Origin of the sequence: Paenibacillus humicola, assembly GCF_028826105.1 — a bacterium.
GTDB lineage: Bacteria > Bacillota > Bacilli > Paenibacillales > Paenibacillaceae > Paenibacillus_Z > Paenibacillus_Z humicola.
On sequence record NZ_JAQGPL010000001.1, the window covers coordinates 2,169,562 to 2,187,981 of the forward strand.

Below are 18,420 nucleotides of genomic sequence, written 5' to 3' on the forward strand. Positions count from 1 at the left end.
GCGAACAACTTCCAGGAGGTTCTTTTTCTTATGTATGGGTCCCCCTTATCATCGCAAGCGCGCAAAATGATGCTGCTCGGCTCGGGAGAGCTCGGCAAAGAGGTCGTGATGGAGGCACAGCGGCTCGGCGTGGAAACGATCGCCGTCGACCGTTACGCGGACGCGCCGGCGATGCAGGTCGCGCATCGTTCCTATGTGATCGATATGCTGGACGGCGCTGCGCTGCGCGATTTGATTCTCAGCGAACGGCCCGATTTGATCGTGCCCGAGATCGAGGCGATCGCGACGGAAACGCTCGTCGAGCTCGAACGCGAAGGTCATCGCGTCGTCCCGACCGCCCGCGCGGCGAGGCTGACGATGGACCGCGAAGGCATCCGCCGCCTCGCCGCGGAAACGCTGGGGCTGCCGACGGCGCCTTACCGGTTTGCGGATTCGCTCGCCGAGCTTCGCGCCGCGGTTGCCGAGCTTGGCACGCCGTGTGTTATCAAGCCGATCATGAGCTCATCGGGCAAAGGACAGAGCGTCTGCCGCTCGGAGGCGGAAATCGAAGCGTGCTGGCAGTACGCGATGGATGGCGGCCGCGCGAAGAAGCAGCGCGTCATCGTCGAAGGCTTCGTTCATTTCGATTCCGAAATTACGCTGCTCACCGTCCGCTCCGTCTCCGGGACAAGCTTCTGCGCGCCGATCGGGCACGTCCAGAAGGACGGCGATTACATCGAATCGTGGCAGCCGCACGACATGACGGCCGGCCAGATCGAAGACGCGCAGGCCATCGCCAAGGCGATCACGGACGAGCTCGGCGGCAGCGGCATTTACGGCGTGGAGCTGTTTCTGACCGCGGACGGCGTGCTGTTCAGCGAAGTGTCCCCCCGGCCCCACGATACCGGAATGGTGACGATGGTCACGCAGGATTTGTCGGAATTCGCGCTGCATGTCCGCGCCATTCTCGGCTTCCCGATTCCGACGATCCGGCTGCTGACGCCCGGCGCGTCGCATACGCTCAAGGCGGACCGGGATGCCGAATCGTTTCGGATCGGCGGCCTCGAGCAGGCGCTGGCGCTGCCGAATACGCAGGTTCGCGTATTCGGCAAGCCCGTGACGAAGCCCGGCCGCCGGATGGCCGTCGCGCTGAGCACGGCGGGCGACGTCGAGCAGGCGCGCGAGCTTGCGGCGCAGGCGGCCGCCTCGCTTAAAATCGAATATTAAGCCGGCAAGAAGGAAACGGCCCGGCCCTCGCTCCCCCGTGTATATGCGGGGGGGCGAAGGTGCCGGGCTTTTTCGCATGCGCCGTTTCCGCGAAATTTGCAAATTGTGCGGGAAACCATTATTTTGAAGAGAGATGCTTTACAAGCGATTCTTACCAAGAAACGGAAAATATCGGATGGAGGAGAGGAGCAACACCTATGCGCGTGGAGCGATCGAACGGATTATGGAAGACGATTGGCCTTGCCGCGCTGGCGTCGACGCTGCTGCTGATTTTCGGGTTCGGGTATGCCGTGAAGGACATGCTTTGGCCGAAAGCCGAAGCGTTCGAGGGGCAGCCCGCCCAGACGGCGCCGCCGGCTGCGGCGGGCCTTGCAAATGCAAGCGAAATTCGCGTGACCGCAATCGGCGACTCGTTAACGAAAGGGACCGGGGACGAAACCGGCGACGGCTACGTCAAGCAGGTCATCGCGATGCTGCAGAAAAAATGGCCCTCAGTCCCGGTCAAGCTGAACAATAACCTTGGCATTAACGGTCTCCGGGCCGATCAATTGGCAAAATTGCTGCAGTCCGACAAAGGCTTCCGCTACTCCGTGTCGCAGGCGAATCTGATTTTGTTTACGATCGGGGGCAACGACCTGTTTCAAATCGCGACGGGCACCTCGGCCAGCGAAGCGACCGGGGAGGTCGACCTGAACAAGCTGAAGAAGGAGCTGCCGCAGGGTATCGACCGGCTGAAGCAGGTGCTGAAGACGCTGCATGAGCTCAATCCGAACGCGCAGGTCGTGTATGTCGGACTGTACAACCCGTTCTACGACGTCAAGGAATTGCGCCCCGGCAGCATCGAGGTGCAAAAGTGGAACGAGCAGGCGTACGAAGCGGTGCATCAATATGCGAACATGACGATCGTACCGACCTTCGATTTGTTCGAGAAGACGATCGGCACCTATTTGTCGTCCGATCATTTTCATCCGAATCACGTCGGCTACGAGCAAATCGCCGAGCGTATTGTCCAGTCGTTGAATTAGCATCGAAGGAGGTTATCGCCATGGCAACGAATATGCCCGCCAAATCGGACGAAGCGCTGGCGGAGGAACGACAGGCAGCCGCCTGGGAGACCGTTCTTTCCGTCGAAGGGCTCAAAAAGAGCATTCGCGGCAAACTGATCATTCACGACGTGTCGTTCGACGTCCGCAAGGGTGAAATTTTCGGCTTTCTTGGCCCGAACGGCTCCGGCAAAACGACGACGATCCGCATGCTGGTCGATCTCATCAAGCCGACGTCCGGCGTCGTCCGCATCTGCGGCCATGATGTGCAGCGGGATCCGGAGGAGGCGCTGCGGCACGTCGGCTGCATCGTGGAAAATCCCGAGGTGTATACCTACCTGACCGGCTGGGAAAATCTCGAGCAGTTCGCCCGGATGCAGCGCGGCATCGACGGCGAGCGCATCCTCGAGGTGGTCCGGGTGGTCGGGCTCGAGCAGCGCATCCACGATAAAGTCAAAACGTATTCGCTCGGCATGCGCCAGCGGCTCGGTATCGCCCAGGCGCTGCTTGGCCGGCCGCAGCTGCTGATTTTGGACGAACCGACGAACGGGCTCGATCCGAAAGGGATCAAGGAGCTGCGCGAATTTGTGCGGATGCTCGCCGATCAGGGCCTGTCGCTTTTTATATCCAGCCATTTGCTGAGCGAAATCCAGCTCATGTGCGACCGCGTCGCCATCATCAACAAAGGCCGCGTGCTGGCGGTCGGCACCGTCGACGAGCTGGTGAACCAGGCCGGCAGCTATGTCGTCTGGCAGTTCGACCGGCCGGAGGACGGGCGGCGCTTGCTTGCAGCCGATTCCCTCGTCCATTTTGTCGGGGAGGACGAGCACCGGATTGACGAAAGCCTGCTTGCATCCATGAAGAGTCCCGTCATTACGAAGCTGCCGGCGGAACGGATTCCGAGGCTGGTGGAGAAGGCCGTCAAATCGGGCATCGGGGTGCAGTACGTACAGCGGGTTGCGCCGACGCTCGAAGAGCTATTTTTGAAGATGACGGAGGGAGAGAGCATTGGATAGATTGCTGCCGCTGATCCAGAACGAGACGCTCAAAATATGGAAAAAGAAGCGTTTCTTCGTTATCATCGCCGTTCTCATCGTCCTCATTCCGGTTTTTACGTACGCGCAGCTTAAAATTTCGCAAAATAACGCGAAAAATTTTAAAGATTGGCGAAACCAGCTTGTGCAGCAGATCAGCGATTATACGAATACGTTGTCGAGCGACCGGATCCCGGAGGACTGGAAGCGGTACCGCCGCATAACCGTGCAGCAGCTCCAGTATTACCTGGACCATGACGTCAACCCGAATTCGCCGGACGGAGTCACGTTCACGCGCGGTTTTATGGAAAATTCCGTCACGCTGTTCTATCCGCTGCTCGTGCTTGCGATCGCCTCGGATTTGATATCCGGCGAACGGTCGACCGGCACGATCAAGATGCTGCTGACGCGGCCCGTCAGACGCTGGAAAATATTGCTGAGCAAGCTGATCGCCCTGACGCTGTACGTATCGCTGATCATCGTCGTCAGCGGGCTGCTCTGCTACCTGATATCCGGTCTATTTTTCGGTTACGGGGGCTGGGGAATTCCGGTGTTCACCGGCTTTCATATTAACGGCTCCGATGTCGACAGCACCTATGTGCACGCGATTCCGCAATGGAAATATTTGCTTATGCAATCCGGTCTCATCTGGTTTTCTTCCATGACGGTCGCGGTGCTGGCGCTGATGGTCTCGGTGCTTGTCCGGAGCACGTCGGCAAGCATCGTGACGATGATGGCGGCGGTCATCGCCGGAACGATTCTGGCGAGCATGTCCTCGTCCTGGCATTCGGCGAAATACGTGTTTGCGGTCAATTTGCAGCTGACCACCTACCTGGAAGGATCTCCGCCGCCGATCGACGGGATGACGCTCGTCTTTTCCCTTGTGACGCTTGCGGTTTGGACCGCCGCCGCGCTCATCGTATCCTTCGCCGTCTTTACGAAACAGGACATCTTGAATTAAAATAGCTTGAAGCGGCGGTAAGGGGTCGCCGGTCCGCGGCAGGAAAGTTTGCGTCAGCCGGTATTTTCGGCGAAGATAGAAGCAGGGAAGTAAAGCGAAGGAGGACGTGTATGACAGAGCAGTTGAATCTGTTTGCGGGCAAAGCCGCTTTGGCCGATCAACGCAACTACGAAGCCGACGACATACAAGTGCTGGAGGGTTTGACCGCCGTCCGCAAACGGCCCGGGATGTATATCGGGAGCACAAGCAGCTCGGGACTGCATCATCTCGTCTGGGAAATCGTTGACAACGCGGTCGACGAGCATTTAGCGAAATTTTGCAACGCCATCGATGTCTCGATTCATGGAGACGGCTCGGTCACGGTGCGCGACAACGGGCGGGGCATTCCGACCGGCATGCACAAGACCGGCATTCCGACGCCGCAGGTCGTGTATACGATTTTGCATGCCGGCGGCAAGTTCGGCGGCGGCGGGTACAAGAAATCGGGCGGCCTGCACGGCGTCGGCGCATCGGTGACGAACGCGCTGTCCGAGTGGCTCGAGGTCGAAATTTACCGCGACGGCAAGATACATAAGCAGCGGTTCGAATATTGGGTGGACAAAGACGGGAAGGAGCACGTCGGCGAGCCGGTAACCGGGCTCGAGATCATCGGCAACACGAACCGGACCGGCACGAAGGTGACGTTCAAGCCGGATGCGCGCGTGTTCCACGGCAATATCGCGATTAATTACGACACGCTGGCCGAGCGTTTGCAGGAAATCGCGTTCCTCAATTCCGGGCTGAAGGTGACCGTGAAGGACGAGCGCAGCGGCAAGCAGGACGTGTTTTATTACGAAGGCGGCGCCAGCCAGTTCGTCCAGTATTTGAACGAGGACAAAACGGTGCTGCATGACGTCATCCATTTCGCCTCGGAGAAGGACGACATCGAGGTCGAGGTGGCGCTTCAGTACAACGACGGTTATACCGAAACGATGGCCTCATTCGTCAATTCGATCCCGACGCGCGGCGGCGGTACGCATGAGACGGGCTTCAAGACGGCGTATACGCGCGTCATGAACGATTACGCCCGGAAGAACACGCTGCTGAAGGAAAAGGACAAAAATCTCGAGGGCAACGATTTGCGCGAGGGCATGATGGCCGTCATCAATATCAAGATGGCCGAGGTCGAATTCGTCGGCCAGACGAAGGACCAGCTCGGCAGCGCAGCGGCGCGGAGCGCGGTCGATGCGGTCGTCTCGGACAAAATGCAGGTGTTTCTGGAGGAAAATCCGCAGGTCGCCCAGATGCTGCTGAAGAAAGCGATCCAGGCGTCGAGGGCGAGGGAAGCCGCCCGCAAGGCGCGCGACGAAATCCGCAGCGGCAAAAAGAAGAGCGAGAGCTCGAATCTCGGCGGGAAGCTGACGCCGGCGCAGTCGAAGGATTTTTCGCGCAACGAGCTGTTTATCGTCGAAGGCGACTCGGCCGGAGGCTCGGCCAAGCAGGGCCGGGACTCGAAGTATCAGGCGATTTTGCCGCTTAAAGGAAAACCGATGAATCCCGAGAAGGCGAAGCTGGCCGATATTTTGAAAAACGACGAATACCGGGCGATTATCGCGGCGATCGGCTCGGGCATCGGGCCCGAATTCGACGCGGAGTCGTGCAATTACAATAAAATCATCATCATGACCGACGCCGATACGGACGGCGCGCACATCCAGGTGCTGCTGCTGACGTTCTTTTACCGGTATATGAAGCCGCTCATCGATCTCGGCAAGGTGTTTATCGCCCAGCCGCCGCTGTACAAAATCACGCGCAAATCGGGCAAGCTGGAAACCGTCCGCTATGCCTGGACCGACGAGCAGCTGCAGAACTACCTGAAGGAGTTCGGGAAGCAGTACGAGCTGCAGCGCTACAAAGGGCTCGGCGAGATGAACCCCGAGCAGCTGTGGGAGACGACGATGAACCCGGAATCGCGCACACTGCTGCAGGTGCAGATCGAGGACGCGGCGAAGGCGGAGCGGAGGGTCTCGACGCTGATGGGCGACAAGGTCGACCCGCGCAAGCGATGGATCGTCGAGAACGTCGATTTCACCGAGTTCGAGGAATAACAAGCGGATGCTTCGATGCGGCGTTCAACAAGCGCAGCGGAGGGCTCGCGAGGATTGACAATAACTTGTAGAGGTACACTGCCATGAGCATGCTGGAACAATTTTTGCCGGCGTTTCTGGAGGAGGTCGTCGGAGACCGCTTCGGGCGCTATTCCAAATATATTATCCAGGACCGCGCCATCCCCGATGTCCGCGACGGCCTGAAGCCCGTGCAGCGGCGCATCCTGTATTCGATGTACGATGCCGGGAATACGCCGGATAAGCAGTACCGCAAGTCGGCGAAGACGGTCGGCGATGTGATGGGCAACTACCATCCGCACGGCGACGCCTCGATTTACGAGGGGATGGTCCGGATGGCTCAGCCCTGGAAAATGGGGCATGTGCTGGTCGACGGCCACGGCAACTGGGGCTCGCTTGACGACGATCCGGCCGCGGCGATGCGTTATACCGAGGCGCGCCTGTCCGCCATCGCGATGGAGCTGCTCCGCGATATCGAAAAGCGCACGGTTCAATTCAAGGACAACTTCGACAATTCGACGAAGGAGCCGGTCGTGCTGCCGTCGCGCTTTCCGAACCTGCTCGTCAACGGGGTCAGCGGCATTTCGTCGGGTTTCGCCACCGAAATTCCGACGCACAATTTGCGGGAGGTCATCGACGCCTGCTCGGCGCTGATGGATGACCCGGATATGCCGCTCGACAAGCTGATGACGATTGTTAAAGGGCCGGATTTCCCGACCGGCGGGACCATTATGGGAGAAGAAGGCATTCGCGAAGCATACGAGACCGGCAAAGGGCGCATCTACATCCGCTCGAAAACGTCCATCGAGGATCTGAAGGGCGGGAGGCAGCAGATCGTCATTACGGAAATTCCGTACCAGGTCGTCAAATCGCGGCTTGTGACGGCGATGGAAAACATCCGCATCGAGAAGAAGGTCGAAGGCATTGCCGAGGTGCGAGACGAGAGCGGCCGGGGCGGGCTGCGCATCGTCGTCGAGCTGAAGAAGGACGCCGACGCGCAGGGCATTCTCGCTTTTCTGTTCAAGAAGACGGACCTGCAGGTCACGTACAATTTCAACATGGTGGCGATCGTCAACAAGACGCCGAAGCAGCTCGGCCTGAAGGAAATGCTCGCCGCCTATATCGATCACCAGAAGGAAGTCGTCACGTACCGGACACGCTATGAGCTGGAGAAGGCCGAAGACCGCGCGCACGTGCTGGAAGGGCTCGTCAAGGCGCTGAACATTCTCGACGACGTCATCGCCGCGATCAAAGCGTCGAAGAACCGCCAGGACGCCCAAAACAATTTGGTCGCCAAGTTCGGCTTTACCGAACGCCAGGCCGACGCGATCCTGACGCTCCAGCTGTACCGGCTGACGAATCTGGAAATTACGCAGCTGGAGAAAGAGCACAAGGAAACGATGAAGCGGATCGCCTATCTGCGCTCCATTCTCGGCAGCGAGAAGAAGCTGCTCTCCGTCATCCGGGAGGAGCTTCGCGATATCCGCGAAAAATACGGCATCGACCGGCGCTCGGAAATTCAGGGCGAGGTCGAGGAGCTGAAGGTCAACCTCGAGGTGATCGTGCCGTCCGAGGACGTCTTCGTTACGCTGAGCCAGGAGGGCTACATCAAGCGGACGTCCAAGCTGTCGTTTACCCGTTCGGGGGGCGAAATCGGCAGTGCCGGCGTAAAGGAAGGCGACGTCATCCGCACGATTCTCGACGTGAACACCATCGATTATTTGCTGCTGTTTACGCGCAAGGGGCAGTATTACCAGCTACCGGTGCATGTCATTCCGGAGTTCAAATGGAAGGATACCGGGACGGCCGTCGTCAATGTCGTGCCGCTGCCGAAGGACGATGCGGTCGTCAGCGTCATTCCGGTGAAGGAGTTCGACCGGCCCGGCCGCTCGCTCGTGTTCATTACGCGAAAAGGGCAGGTGAAGCGCACGGAGCTGAAGGAATACAAATCGACGCGGTCAACGGCGATCGCGGCGGTGAAGGTGGCGGACGGGGACGAGGTGCTGCGCGTCGATGTCAGCGACGGCGGACGGGAGCTGCTGCTCGTGACGAGACGCGGCATGAGCATCCGTTTCGCCGAGCATGAGGTGAACGCGATGGGGCGCGTCGCCGCCGGCGTCCGCGGCATTCAGCTGAAGGACGACGACGAAGTGGTCGGGGCGGAGTGGGTATCGGGCGACGAAGGAGAAGTGCTGGTGCTTTCCGAGCTCGGCTATGCGAAGCGCTCCCTGCTCATCGATTACCCGATTCAGGGTCGCGGCGGGAAAGGCGTCGCCACGTTCGAATTCAAGGAAGGCAAGCGTGTCCGCTCCAACGGCGAGTACCTGATCGGCGCTTTTCACACGAAGGAAGAGAAGACGCTCGTACTGCTGACCGCATCCGGCGTACAGCATACCGTCTCAACCGAAAAAGCGCCCATCGAGGACCGGAAGTCCGTCGGGCGCTCAATTGCCGCGGTCGATAAGAAGGATGTGCTTGCGGCAGTCTTTCCGAAAGCGGACGTGTAGCCGTCAGTCGAACGGCTGATGGGGGGGATCCGTCCTCTCCAGCAGCCGGACGGCGATCTCGAGCACAACCCACAGCGGCGCCGGCTCGTCAAGCACGTGCTGCCACTGCGAGCCTTCCCAAATTCCCGCTTCCTTCAGTCTTTGTACAAGCTCCAGCTTACGGTCGTCCACTCTCGATCACGCTCCGTTCCCTTTTTCGATACGGATCAACAGCCCACGTGAGCAGTCTATGTCAACCGTTGTCAAATGGTTCTCTTTTCTATCGATCGGTCGCACAAAATATTAACCTCGTTAATCTTTTATTCGACATGGGACATTGATATAATGATAGATAAGCAGAATAGTTGACAGGAAGCGGGTGAACAAGTTTGGTAACTGATGAATTTGCCCGGTTGTGGATGAAGATGACGAAGGAATGGAAGCTTCATCTGGAGGAGGAGTTGGCGCCGGGGCTGACCGAGGGGCAGCTCAATGTGCTCGAGCTGCTTTACCAGCATCAGCCGATGAAGCCGTCGGATCTGCTGGCCTACCTGGCGACGACGCCGGCGGCGATTACGACGCTGCTGGACCGTATGGAGAAGGGCGGACTTGTCACAAGAAGCAGAGACGAACGCGACCGGCGCATCGTTTGGGTAACCGTCACCGAGAAAGGCGAGGCGGAGATGACGCGCGGACTTGAAATACGCGACGCGTATATCAGTCAGGCGCTGGACCGGATTTCAGCGCATAATCAGCATCTGCTGCTATATTTGCTCGGAAAAGTCGCAAACTGAAGGCGGCCTGGCGCAGCGGAACAAAACGAGCGCTTCCTCTCGGCGGGAAGCGTTCGTTTTATTTGGGCGGCGTATCGCCCGGACTTATAGCCGTGACTGTGACGGCGGGCATGGCGGTCAAACGCTGCTCCAGCAGTTTGACGTTCCGAGCCAGCGAATCATAATCCGCCGGCTTCAGGTCAGGCGACTTCCGCATAGCGAGCAGCGACTGGGCCGGAACGACCTCGTAGCGAAAGACGCCGCCGCTTTCGTACCGGTGCACCCAGGTCGGAATCGGTTCCACCTGCCCGATGGCCGTTTTCCCGGTCCGATTGTCTTTATGGACGGGAACTTTGAAAATGGCGCCATAGTCCTTCGTACTGCCGCGTTGATTGGATAAAAAATTGCCCATCGAATAAAGAATAAGCCCGCGGCGAACGGTTCCGTCCGGCTCCAGCACGTTGATCGTCTCGTACGGCTGGACGACATGCGGATGAGAGCCGGCAATAATGTCGGCGCCTGCCGCAATCAGCCTGCGGGCGAGCGTTTCCTGGGAGGCGCTCGGCATCGGATCGTATTCGATGCCGAAGTGGAGCGCCACCGTAATGAAATCCGCGCCGGCTGCGCGCAGCCGGCGAATATCCTGTACCATACGGCTCTCGTCGATCAGCGAGACCGCATAAGGCTGATTTTTGGGCAGCGGGATGCCGTTCGTGCCGTACGTATAGGCGAGCAGCCCCATCTTGATTCCGTTGCGCGTCACGATCGTCAGCTCATCCGCTTCCGCCTTGGAGCGAGCCGTCCCTTTCGTGATGAGCTTCTGTTTGCGCAGCGCGTCCAGCGTTCGGGCGATGCCTGCCGCGCCGCGGTCGAGCGCATGGTTGTTGGCGTTGGTGACGATGGTGAACCCGGCATTTTTCAGCGCGGCGGCGAGCTCGGTCGGCGCATTGAAACGGGGATACCCGGACAAGCCCAGCGCCTTGCCGCCGATCGGCGTCTCCAAATTGGCGAGCGTCCAGTCGCCCTGCTTCAAAATCGGACGGACCGGATCGAAATAGGGATCAAAATGATACGTATCCGTCTTTTTGTCGTAAGCGCCGGGCAGCTCCGGCGAATGCGCCATAATGTCGCCGACCGCCACCCAAACCGCGTCGCTTCCGCCGCCGGCCTGAGCGGGGTTCCGCCCCGCGCCGGCGTTTTGGCCCGTGCCGTCCGAGGTCGTGGAGGCGGGCCCGCCGCCGGCTTCGGAGCCGCTGCCTGCTGCGGGCCTACCGTTGGCATTGGAGCCTCTGCCTGTTGCGGAGCCGCCGTCGGCTTTGGAGCCGCCGTCGGCATTAGGGCCGCTGCCTGCTGCGGTACCGCCGCCCGTTGCGGGACTGCCGCCTGTTCCGGAACTGCCGCTTGCGGCTGTGTTCCCCGGATCTGCTGCGGAGGCGGATCCGCCATTGCCGGCGGCATCCGTCCCGCCGCCGTTCCCGCCTTCGTTCGCCGGCGGTGCGCCCGGCGAGACGCGTTCGGGAGCGCCGGCCTGGCCGCTTGGCCCGCCGTCAGACGTATTCGGCGCCGGTCCGGTTTGTCCGGCGCGCCCGCCGCCGTCCGCGCACCCGCCGAATAGAACGGCCGCCGCGAGCAGCAGCGCCGCCGGAAGGAGGAAACGGAAACGTCTCATGTCAGCCGTTCCTCGCCTGTAAGCGCCAGCGCCCGCTCAAAGTCGTCCGGTTCGAAGCGGGCCCATTCTCCGGCTTGGGGCGGAAGCGACCGGAAAGCCAGCCATTCCTTCGATACCGGATGCGGGACGCCGACGCAGACAGACCACAGTGCAATATCGCGTTCGCCTTCGGCGGCGGGAGCGCCGTATTTGCGGTCGCCCGCGAGCGGGCAGCCGATATGCGACAATTGTGCGCGGATCTGGTGCGGCCGGCCGGTATGTAAACGAACTGCGATCAGCGAGCAGGGCTTGCGGACCTTCACGACGGTATAGTCCAGCAGCGCCTCCTTGGCGTCCGCGGCCGGACGCTCGTGGACGGTCACGATATTGCGTGCGGCGTCTTTGCGCAGATAATGCTTCAAAGCGCCCTCGGGCGCCGCAGGGGCGCCGAGCGCGACGGCAAGGTACCATTTGCCGAAAGCGCGGCTGCGCACCGATTCCGACAGCCGCGAAGCGGCTTTGGACGTTTTGGCGAACAGCATCGCGCCGCCCACCGGCCGGTCGAGACGATGGACGAGCCCGACGAATACATTGCCGGGCTTCGAATAGCGGCGTTTCAAATCTGCCTTGAGCCAGGTGACCATGTCCGGCTCGCCGGTGTCATCCGCCTGCGAAAGCATGCCGGGCGGCTTGACGACGGCGAGGAGATGATTGTCCTCGTACAGCACCTCCGGCTGTTCGTCATAAACCGGCCGTTGTCCGCCGGCCACTTATTCCGCCTCCCAGCGGCCCAATATGCCGCAGGGGAGCGTCAGGCCGGAAGCGGTAATCGGCAGGCCGATTTCGCCGCTGCTGATCCTGCCGCCGTGCCTGCGTCCGACCGTCAAATGAAGCAGATTGTGCAGCACTGCAGGCGAAAGGCCGGTCGTATACGAATTGACGAGCATGAAAAGCGGATCCGGCGACAAAATCGTCGTGCAGAAATCGAGGAAGGGGAACAGGTTCTGCTCAAGCTTCCACATTTCCCCGTTCGGCCCGCGTCCGTAAGACGGCGGATCCATAATGATGGCGTCGTACTGGCGTCCGCGCCGCTGCTCGCGCTGGACGAATTTGAACACGTCATCGGTAATATAACGGATCGTACGATTTTCGAGGCCGGAGAGCTCGGCGTTCTCCTTCGCCCATTGAACCATGCCTTTTGCCGCATCCACGTGGCAGACCTCCGCACCGGCCGCCGCGGCAGCGACGGTCGCGCCGCCCGTATAGGCGAACAGGTTAAGCACGCGGACCGGCCGCCCGGCGCTGCGGATCTTGTCCATCATCCAGCTCCAGTTGACGGCCTGCTCAGGGAAGAGGCCGGTATGCTTGAAGTTGGTGGGGCGGATATGGAATTTCAGCTCGCCGCCGTACGACACCGTCCAGCGCTCGGGCATTTTCGTGCGGAATTCCCACTCGCCGCCGCCCGAAGTGCTGCGGTGGTAATGACCGTCGGCGCTTGTCCATACTCCGCGCTCGCTTTCGATCGGCCAGATGATTTGCGGGTCCGGGCGGCGCAGTACGAACCGCCCCCACCGTTCGAGCTTTTCTCCTCCTCCCGTATCGAGCAGCTCGTAGTCGTTCCATTGATCAGCGATGTACATGCGTGTTTCCTTCCTTGGCGTTGAATTTGTAACCTACGCCGCGCACCGTTACAACATAGACGGGATTGGCGGGATCGGGCTCGATTTTTTTGCGCAGATTGCTGATATGCACCATGAGCGTACGCGTATCGCCCATGCTGTCGTGGCCCCATACGGTATGGTACAGGTCGTCCAGCGCATAGGCGCGGTTCGGCGACTGCGCCAATTGGACGAGCAGGTCGAACTCCTTCGCCGACAGCGCTGCTTCCTTCCCTCCGGCAATCACCGTCCGGGAAGGCAGATCGATCGTAAGGCCGTCGAACGTCAGCCGCTCTCCGGCTTCCCGGCCCGCCTGCCGCTGTTCGTTGGCCTGCTGCCTGCGCAGATGAGCCTTGACGCGGGCGACCAGCTGGCTCGGGCTGAACGGCTTGGTGATATAATCGTCGCCGCCGACCGCCAGACCGTGTATAATGTCGGTATCGTCGTCTTTGCAGCTGATAAACAGGACCGGCACGTCGGAAAAGGCGCGAATCCGCTTGCACACTTCGATGCCGTCCAGGCTTTTCAGCAGAATATCCAGGATGATCAAATCGGGCTGCAGCCGTTCCGCGAGCACGATCGCTTCTTCGCCGTCCCCGGTCATGTGGACGTCATAGCTTTCGCGTTCCAAATATAACGAAATCAGCTCGGTAATATCGGGCTCATCATCAACGACCAATATTGTGCTGCCGTTCATTTTTTTCCCCTCGCTTCCCCGACTATTATATCGTTTTGGGGGACCGATGGGCAATTCGCGTTTTTGGGGAGGTGCGGACCATACGCCGCAGAATCGTATTCGTTGCCTATATCGGCTTGTTTGCCTGGCTGCTGGCCGGCTGCTCGCAGACGAGCGAGCCGGTTCTGCCGAAAGCGCAGCAGGGCGTTCTCGATCTGCGCCAATGGTCGTTCCAAAATGACGGCAGCGTGCCGCTCGAAGGCGAATGGACATTCTATACAAGCCGGCTGCTGCTGCCGGAGCAGGCGGCTCCCGCCGGCGACGGGCGCACCGTCCGGATGCCGGGCTCGTGGAACAGCGAGCCTGAAGCGTACGGCATCAAAGCGGGTGAGGGCTTCGGCACTTACCGGCTGACGGTGCTGGTCCGTCCGGATGAGCACGTGCTCGCGCTGCGCATTCCGAGCATTTTAAGCGCCTATAAGCTGTGGATCAACGGCGACCTGGTCGCTTCGGAAGGAGAGGTCGGGCAAAGCCGGGAGACGTCGAAGCCCGAGCAGTATCCCCGCATCGTTTCGTTCGGCGGGAAAACGGACAAGCTGGAGCTGACCATTCAGGTGTCCAATTTTTATCATCGCATCGGGGGAATGCGGACCGGTTTCCTTCTGGGCGAAAGCGACCCTGTCGTCGGCGGGCAGCTGCGGTCGACGGTGGAGAATATGATCATTCTCGGCAGCCTGTTTATCGTCGGGCTGTACCATGTCGGGCTGTACGCGTTCCGCCGGCGGGAGAGCTTCACCATCCATTTCGGCATGCTCTGCCTGCTTGTCGCGGCGCGCAACGGCGTGACCGGAGACGCTTATTTGATCCAGCTGTTCGACCTTCCCTGGGCGCCCGCGATCAAACTGGAATATTTGTCGTTTGCACTCAGCGCCGTCGCGGGCTTCATGTACGTGTACCGGCTGTTTCCTTTGGAAGTGTCCAAGTGGGCGGCCAGAGCCGTCATCGGAATCGGCGTGGCGCTCAGCCTGTTCGTCCTAAGCTCCCCGTCCATCGCATTTACCCGGATGCTGCCGCTGTTTCAGCTGTTCGTGCTGGGCGTCAGCCTCTATGCGCTTGCCGTGCTCGTTTTTGCCTGCATGCGCCGCAGGGACGGCTCCTTCTTCGTGCTTACGGGCGTGGCCGTGTTTGTCGTCGCGATTTTGCACGATATTTTCCTGTATAACGAATGGTACGGTACGAAACAGATGGTGCCGCTCGGCTTGTTTTTTTTCATCCTGATGCAGTCGTTTATTATATCGAGCCGGTTTTCCAGCGCCTTGAACCGGGTGGAGACGGTGTCCAGCGAGCTGAGGGAGCTGAACGCGCACCTGGAGGAACGAATCGAGGAGCGGACGGAGACGCTGAGGCGCACGAACGAGACGCTGGAGCTGACCAACGCGGAGCTTGCGAAAATGGAAACGTCGCGCAGGCATTTGATGACCAATATATCGCACGATTTGCGGACCCCGATCACCCTGCTGCAGGGCTACCTGGAAGCGATGCGGGACGGGGTCGTCCGCACGGAGGAGCAGCAGCAGAAATATGTCCGGATGATGCTCGGCAAGGTCGGGGGCCTCAACCGGCTGATCGGCGATTTGTTCGAGCTTGCGAAGCTGGAAGCCGGACAATTTCAGTTCGATTTTATGCCCATCTCGGCGAAAAAATGGATGGAGCGGCTGTGCGATCAATACGAAATCGACGTGAGAAGCGCGGGAATCGCATTCGATTGCACCTTCCGGAGCGGAAACGGGCCGGCGGCGCCGATCGGGCCGCAGGCTGTCGTGCTGCGGCTCGATCTTGCCCGGATGGATCGGGTTATCGCCAATCTGGTCTATAATGCGGTCAAGCATACGAAGGCGGGAGGAAAAATAACGCTTTCATTTGCGTACGAGCGGCAGACCGGCCGAATTACGCTGCGGATCGACGATACCGGCAGCGGGATCGAGGCGGAGCATCTTCCTTATATTTTCGACCGGTTCTACATGAAGGACAGATCGCGCAACTCGGCGCAGGGCGGCAGCGGCCTGGGGCTGGCCATCGCAAAAGAAATCGTGGAAGCGCACGGAGGGACAATCGGCGCGGATAGCATTCCCGGCGAGGGCACGTCCATCCGGATCGTGCTGCCTGCCAAATTGACGCTTTAAATCGTTTCGCTCTGCTTGATGACGGCCATCATTTTGTCGATGGACTGCTTACGCTTATCCTGATCCATGCTGTTCAGAAGCCGGATCATTTCGATCGCCTCCGGCGACACGTGCGTTTCGGTTCTCGTTTGATCGCCGCCGATGATATAGTCGAGCGAAACGCCGAATAAAGCGGCCAGCTTTTTCAGCGTTTCATAAACCGGCTGCCGGTTATTGATTTCATAATGACTGTAAGCGGAACGGGTTATACCGATCTGCCGGGCGACTTCTTCCTGGGACAGGTTCATCTTCAGTCTGAGCTCTCTCAGACGGTCTCCCATTGTCATTTAAATTCTCCTTCAGTGAAAATACGGAATCGTACGTGCGCCGGCGGCAAGGAACCCGGCGTGCACTACCCTTAATTTATGATACAAAACGTATCAGTGTCAAGGGTGTAGACGAAAAATAGAACGAGAAAAGCGAGGCGGGACGCGTGATTTTACGTTTTGAGTGCGAATGCGGAAACGAAGTCGGCTTTCATCTCATGGGCGACCGGGACGAGCACGGCCGGTATTGGCTCGACGTCGAGGACGACGACCGGCTGGCGGTGCTGAGCGGGGAGGGCGGCTCGCTGCTGAAGTGCGCGTTTTGCGGTACCGTTTACCGGCTGCAGACGACGGACTAAACGGTTGGATGCGCTTTGCACAGCTGGCAAACCGGCCCTGGGGTGTATTCATTTTCCAACCTGTTGTAAAATGAAACCATGGAACGGGAGGGGGCGCGGGCTTGGGAAAAATCAGAGTTCTGATCGCGGACGACAATTCCTTTATTCGCGAAGGGATGAAAATCATCCTGAACAGTTTCGGCGATTTCGAGGTGCTCGCGACGGTATGCGACGGCAAAGAGGCGGTTGATTACTGCCGCAGCCACGAGGTCGACGTCGCGCTGCTCGATGTGCGGATGCCGAACATGAACGGCGTTGAAGCAGTGCGGGCGCTTACGGCGGAAACGGCGGTCAAGCCGCTTATTTTGACGACGTTTGACGACGACGAATTCATTGTCGACGCGGTCAGGTACGGCGCCAAGGGATACCTGCTTAAAAACACCGATCCGGAACGGATCCGCGACGCGATCAGAAGCGTGTACAACGGTCAAAGCGTGCTGCAGGACGAAGTGCTCGACAAAATCAAGTCGACGCTTATCCCCGACCGAAAACCGGCCGCTTCGCAGGCCGGCGAGCCGCCGATCGACCGGAGCCTCTTCACCGACCGGGAGCTGGACATTATGGCGCTGATCGCAAAGGGCTTATCCAACAAGGAAATTTCGAAACGCCTGTTTATTTCGGAAGGCACGACCGCCAATTATATCACATCGGTGCTGAATAAAACCGGGCTGGAGCATCGGACGCAGATCGCCATCTATTATCTTACCGGCTCGACGGGCGGCGACCGTCCAAGCGAATAAAGGAGGCGTCATGGAAGGGTGGGCCATCAGCTACAAGGCGGTGCTGCTTCTGTATGTCTTCGGCGCCGCTTTTTTTGACGGCGGGCATACTGCGGGGCAAGAGCTGGAGCTGCTTTCCTTTCTCCTGTATGTATGCTTGAATATCGCCGTTTATATTTGGAGAGGAAAACGTCCGAAGCAGGCGATGATCGGGCTGTCGATCGCGCTGGCTGCGCTTTGCGCCTCCAGTTTGCATCCGCTGTTCGCTCTGCTGCTTCCGTTTAATATCTATGAACTCGCGGCCTTTCATATCAAGCGAGGCAGGCTGCTGATCCCGCTGGCTCTGCTGCCGGCCCTGTTTATTACCCGCCCGCTGCTGCTGCAGTACGGGTTCGCAGCCGTCTCGGGTTATCTGCTGTTTGCCATGATGCGGCTGTTTGCGGCCCGGTTCGCCAAATTTGAGCAGTCGCAGGAGACGATGCGCGCCGACATCCAGCGGCTTTCGCAGGTGCTGAACGAAAATGAGGAATATCTCAAGCAGTCGGATTATACCGCGCGTCTGGAGGAACGGAACCGGCTGTCCCAGCAAATCCATGATCAGGTCGGGCATGCGATGTCCGGCGCGCTCATCCAGATGGAAGCGTCGAAACGGCTGCTCGCGAGCAATGCCGAACAGGCATCGCAGCTGCTTCAAAATGCGATCGCGATTTCCAAGGATGGCATCGAGAGCATCAGGCAGACGCTCAAAAGCACGAAGCCACCGATCGAACAGCTGGGCATCAACCGGCTGCGGCTGGCGATCGACGAATTCACCGGCACGCACGGCTTGGCCGCATCGCTGACGCATAGCGGAGATTTGGACGCCATTACGCCGCTGCAGTGGAAAATCATCCAGGAGAATATGGCCGAGGCGATGACCAATGCCGTAAAATACGCCGGCGCCACCCGCATCGAGGCGGACGTGACGGTGCTGAATACGTTCATCAAGGCGGTCGTTGCCGACAACGGCAAAGGCGCGGCAAAGGTGGTCAAGGGCCTGGGCATCATCGGCATGGAAGAGCGCGCGGCCGCCGTCAACGGTACGGTCATCGTCGACGGCACGCGCGGCTTCAGCGTGACGACGCTGATTCCGTATCGCCGGCTGCCGACGCCCAGTCCCGAACGGCCGAACGATCAGCCTGCCAAGCGTGAGCATGCCCTGGGGGAGGGCGTGAATGAAACGTAA

17 protein-coding genes are annotated in these 18,420 nt (G+C 59.6%); 11 read left to right on the forward strand and 6 right to left on the reverse strand.

Features of this window, described 5'->3' with window-relative positions; genetic code table 11:
• The first annotated feature begins 30 nt into the window (after positions 1–30).
• The 6 genes from purT (at position 31) to gyrA (ending at position 8,856) form a co-directional block, all read left to right on the forward strand.
• Positions 31–1,206, forward strand: coding sequence for a formate-dependent phosphoribosylglycinamide formyltransferase (gene purT / locus PD282_RS10045; protein WP_274650545.1), 1,176 nt, complete (start codon positions 31–33; stop codon positions 1,204–1,206).
• Positions 1,207–1,403: 197 nt separating this feature from the next.
• Positions 1,404–2,231: a GDSL-type esterase/lipase family protein gene (locus PD282_RS10050; protein WP_274650546.1), complete on the forward strand. Its 828-nt coding sequence runs from the start codon at positions 1,404–1,406 to the stop codon at positions 2,229–2,231.
• 32 nt (positions 2,232–2,263) lie between these two features.
• Positions 2,264–3,265 carry an ABC transporter ATP-binding protein gene (locus PD282_RS10055; RefSeq protein ID WP_274655145.1) on the forward strand — a complete coding sequence of 334 codons (1,002 nt, stop codon included), beginning with the start codon at positions 2,264–2,266 and terminating at the stop codon, positions 3,263–3,265.
• Positions 3,258–4,244 (forward strand): ABC transporter permease, encoded by a 987-nt coding sequence (locus tag PD282_RS10060; protein WP_274650547.1) that lies wholly within the window; start codon positions 3,258–3,260, stop codon positions 4,242–4,244. Before PD282_RS10055 ends, PD282_RS10060 begins: the two co-directional genes overlap by 8 nt.
• Positions 4,245–4,354: 110 nt before the next feature.
• Positions 4,355–6,331, forward strand: a complete 1,977-nt coding sequence (gene parE / locus PD282_RS10065; RefSeq protein WP_274650548.1) for a DNA topoisomerase IV subunit B — start codon at positions 4,355–4,357, stop codon at positions 6,329–6,331.
• A gap of 83 nt (positions 6,332–6,414) precedes the next feature.
• Complete coding sequence (gene gyrA, locus PD282_RS10070; RefSeq protein ID WP_274650549.1) at positions 6,415–8,856, forward strand: DNA gyrase subunit A; 2,442 nt, start codon at positions 6,415–6,417, stop codon at positions 8,854–8,856.
• A gap of 3 nt (positions 8,857–8,859) precedes the next feature.
• Here gyrA and PD282_RS10075 read toward each other — a convergent pair whose 3' ends face one another.
• Positions 8,860–9,027 carry a hypothetical protein gene (locus PD282_RS10075; RefSeq protein WP_274650550.1) on the reverse strand — a complete coding sequence of 56 codons (168 nt, stop codon included), beginning with the start codon at positions 9,025–9,027 and terminating at the stop codon, positions 8,860–8,862.
• Positions 9,028–9,260: 233 nt separating this feature from the next.
• On the opposite strand from PD282_RS10075, the gene PD282_RS10080 reads away from it, so the two are divergent.
• Positions 9,261–9,629: a MarR family winged helix-turn-helix transcriptional regulator gene (locus PD282_RS10080; RefSeq protein ID WP_420832282.1), complete on the forward strand. Its 369-nt coding sequence runs from the start codon at positions 9,261–9,263 to the stop codon at positions 9,627–9,629.
• A 58-nt stretch (positions 9,630–9,687) separates the two neighbouring features.
• Here the strand turns inward: PD282_RS10080 and PD282_RS10085 are convergent, their stop codons facing one another.
• Genes PD282_RS10085 through PD282_RS10100 form a run of 4 tightly spaced genes read right to left on the reverse strand, consistent with a single transcriptional unit; the run spans position 9,688 to position 13,611 of the window.
• The gene (locus PD282_RS10085; RefSeq protein WP_274650552.1) at positions 9,688–11,277 is read right to left on the reverse strand and encodes a CapA family protein; all 1,590 of its coding nucleotides are present in this window, start codon (positions 11,275–11,277) and stop codon (positions 9,688–9,690) included.
• A complete protein-coding gene (locus tag PD282_RS10090) occupies positions 11,274–12,026 on the reverse strand; it encodes an RluA family pseudouridine synthase (protein ID WP_274650553.1) in 753 nt (250 codons plus the stop codon). The genes PD282_RS10085 and PD282_RS10090 overlap by 4 nt, the downstream gene beginning before the upstream one ends.
• A complete protein-coding gene (locus PD282_RS10095; RefSeq protein ID WP_274650554.1) occupies positions 12,027–12,896 on the reverse strand; it encodes a class I SAM-dependent methyltransferase in 870 nt (289 codons plus the stop codon). It abuts the gene before it with no gap.
• Positions 12,883–13,611 (reverse strand): response regulator transcription factor, encoded by a 729-nt coding sequence (locus PD282_RS10100; protein WP_274650555.1) that lies wholly within the window; start codon positions 13,609–13,611, stop codon positions 12,883–12,885. The genes PD282_RS10095 and PD282_RS10100 overlap by 14 nt, the downstream gene beginning before the upstream one ends.
• A 71-nt stretch (positions 13,612–13,682) precedes the next feature.
• Between PD282_RS10100 and PD282_RS10105 the strand changes: the two genes are divergently transcribed.
• Positions 13,683–15,773 (forward strand): sensor histidine kinase, encoded by a 2,091-nt coding sequence (locus PD282_RS10105; RefSeq protein WP_274650556.1) that lies wholly within the window; start codon positions 13,683–13,685, stop codon positions 15,771–15,773.
• Here PD282_RS10105 and PD282_RS10110 read toward each other — a convergent pair.
• Positions 15,770–16,099, reverse strand: a complete 330-nt coding sequence (locus PD282_RS10110; protein WP_274650557.1) for a helix-turn-helix domain-containing protein — start codon at positions 16,097–16,099, stop codon at positions 15,770–15,772. The two genes, PD282_RS10105 and PD282_RS10110, sit on opposite strands and share 4 nt — an antisense overlap.
• 146 nt (positions 16,100–16,245) lie before the next feature.
• On the opposite strand from PD282_RS10110, the gene PD282_RS10115 reads away from it, so the two are divergent.
• The 3 genes from PD282_RS10115 (at position 16,246) to PD282_RS10125 (ending at position 18,420) form a co-directional block, all read left to right on the forward strand.
• Positions 16,246–16,437, forward strand: a complete 192-nt coding sequence (locus tag PD282_RS10115; RefSeq protein WP_274650558.1) for a hypothetical protein — start codon at positions 16,246–16,248, stop codon at positions 16,435–16,437.
• Between the two features lie 101 nt (positions 16,438–16,538).
• The gene (locus PD282_RS10120; protein WP_274650559.1) at positions 16,539–17,216 is read left to right on the forward strand and encodes a response regulator transcription factor; all 678 of its coding nucleotides are present in this window, start codon (positions 16,539–16,541) and stop codon (positions 17,214–17,216) included.
• 10 nt (positions 17,217–17,226) lie between these two features.
• Positions 17,227–18,420: a sensor histidine kinase gene (locus tag PD282_RS10125; protein ID WP_274650560.1), complete on the forward strand. Its 1,194-nt coding sequence runs from the start codon at positions 17,227–17,229 to the stop codon at positions 18,418–18,420.

Bases quoted from the DNA above. Each gene is read 5' to 3' on its own strand.
- purT (WP_274650545.1), top strand. From the start codon at position 31: ATGTATGGGTCCCCCTTATCATCGCAAGCGCGCAAAATGATGCTGCTC.
- PD282_RS10050 (WP_274650546.1), top strand. From the start codon at position 1,404: ATGCGCGTGGAGCGATCGAACGGATTATGGAAGACGATTGGCCTTGCC.
- PD282_RS10055 (WP_274655145.1), top strand. From the start codon at position 2,264: ATGCCCGCCAAATCGGACGAAGCGCTGGCGGAGGAACGACAGGCAGCC.
- parE (WP_274650548.1), top strand. From the start codon at position 4,355: ATGACAGAGCAGTTGAATCTGTTTGCGGGCAAAGCCGCTTTGGCCGAT.
- gyrA (WP_274650549.1), top strand. From the start codon at position 6,415: ATGAGCATGCTGGAACAATTTTTGCCGGCGTTTCTGGAGGAGGTCGTC.
- PD282_RS10080 (WP_420832282.1), top strand. From the start codon at position 9,261: ATGACGAAGGAATGGAAGCTTCATCTGGAGGAGGAGTTGGCGCCGGGG.
- PD282_RS10085 (WP_274650552.1), bottom strand. From the start codon at position 11,277: ATGAGACGTTTCCGTTTCCTCCTTCCGGCGGCGCTGCTGCTCGCGGCG.
- PD282_RS10095 (WP_274650554.1), bottom strand. From the start codon at position 12,896: ATGTACATCGCTGATCAATGGAACGACTACGAGCTGCTCGATACGGGA.
- PD282_RS10100 (WP_274650555.1), bottom strand. From the start codon at position 13,611: ATGAACGGCAGCACAATATTGGTCGTTGATGATGAGCCCGATATTACC.
- PD282_RS10110 (WP_274650557.1), bottom strand. From the start codon at position 16,099: ATGACAATGGGAGACCGTCTGAGAGAGCTCAGACTGAAGATGAACCTG.
- PD282_RS10125 (WP_274650560.1), top strand. From the start codon at position 17,227: ATGGAAGGGTGGGCCATCAGCTACAAGGCGGTGCTGCTTCTGTATGTC.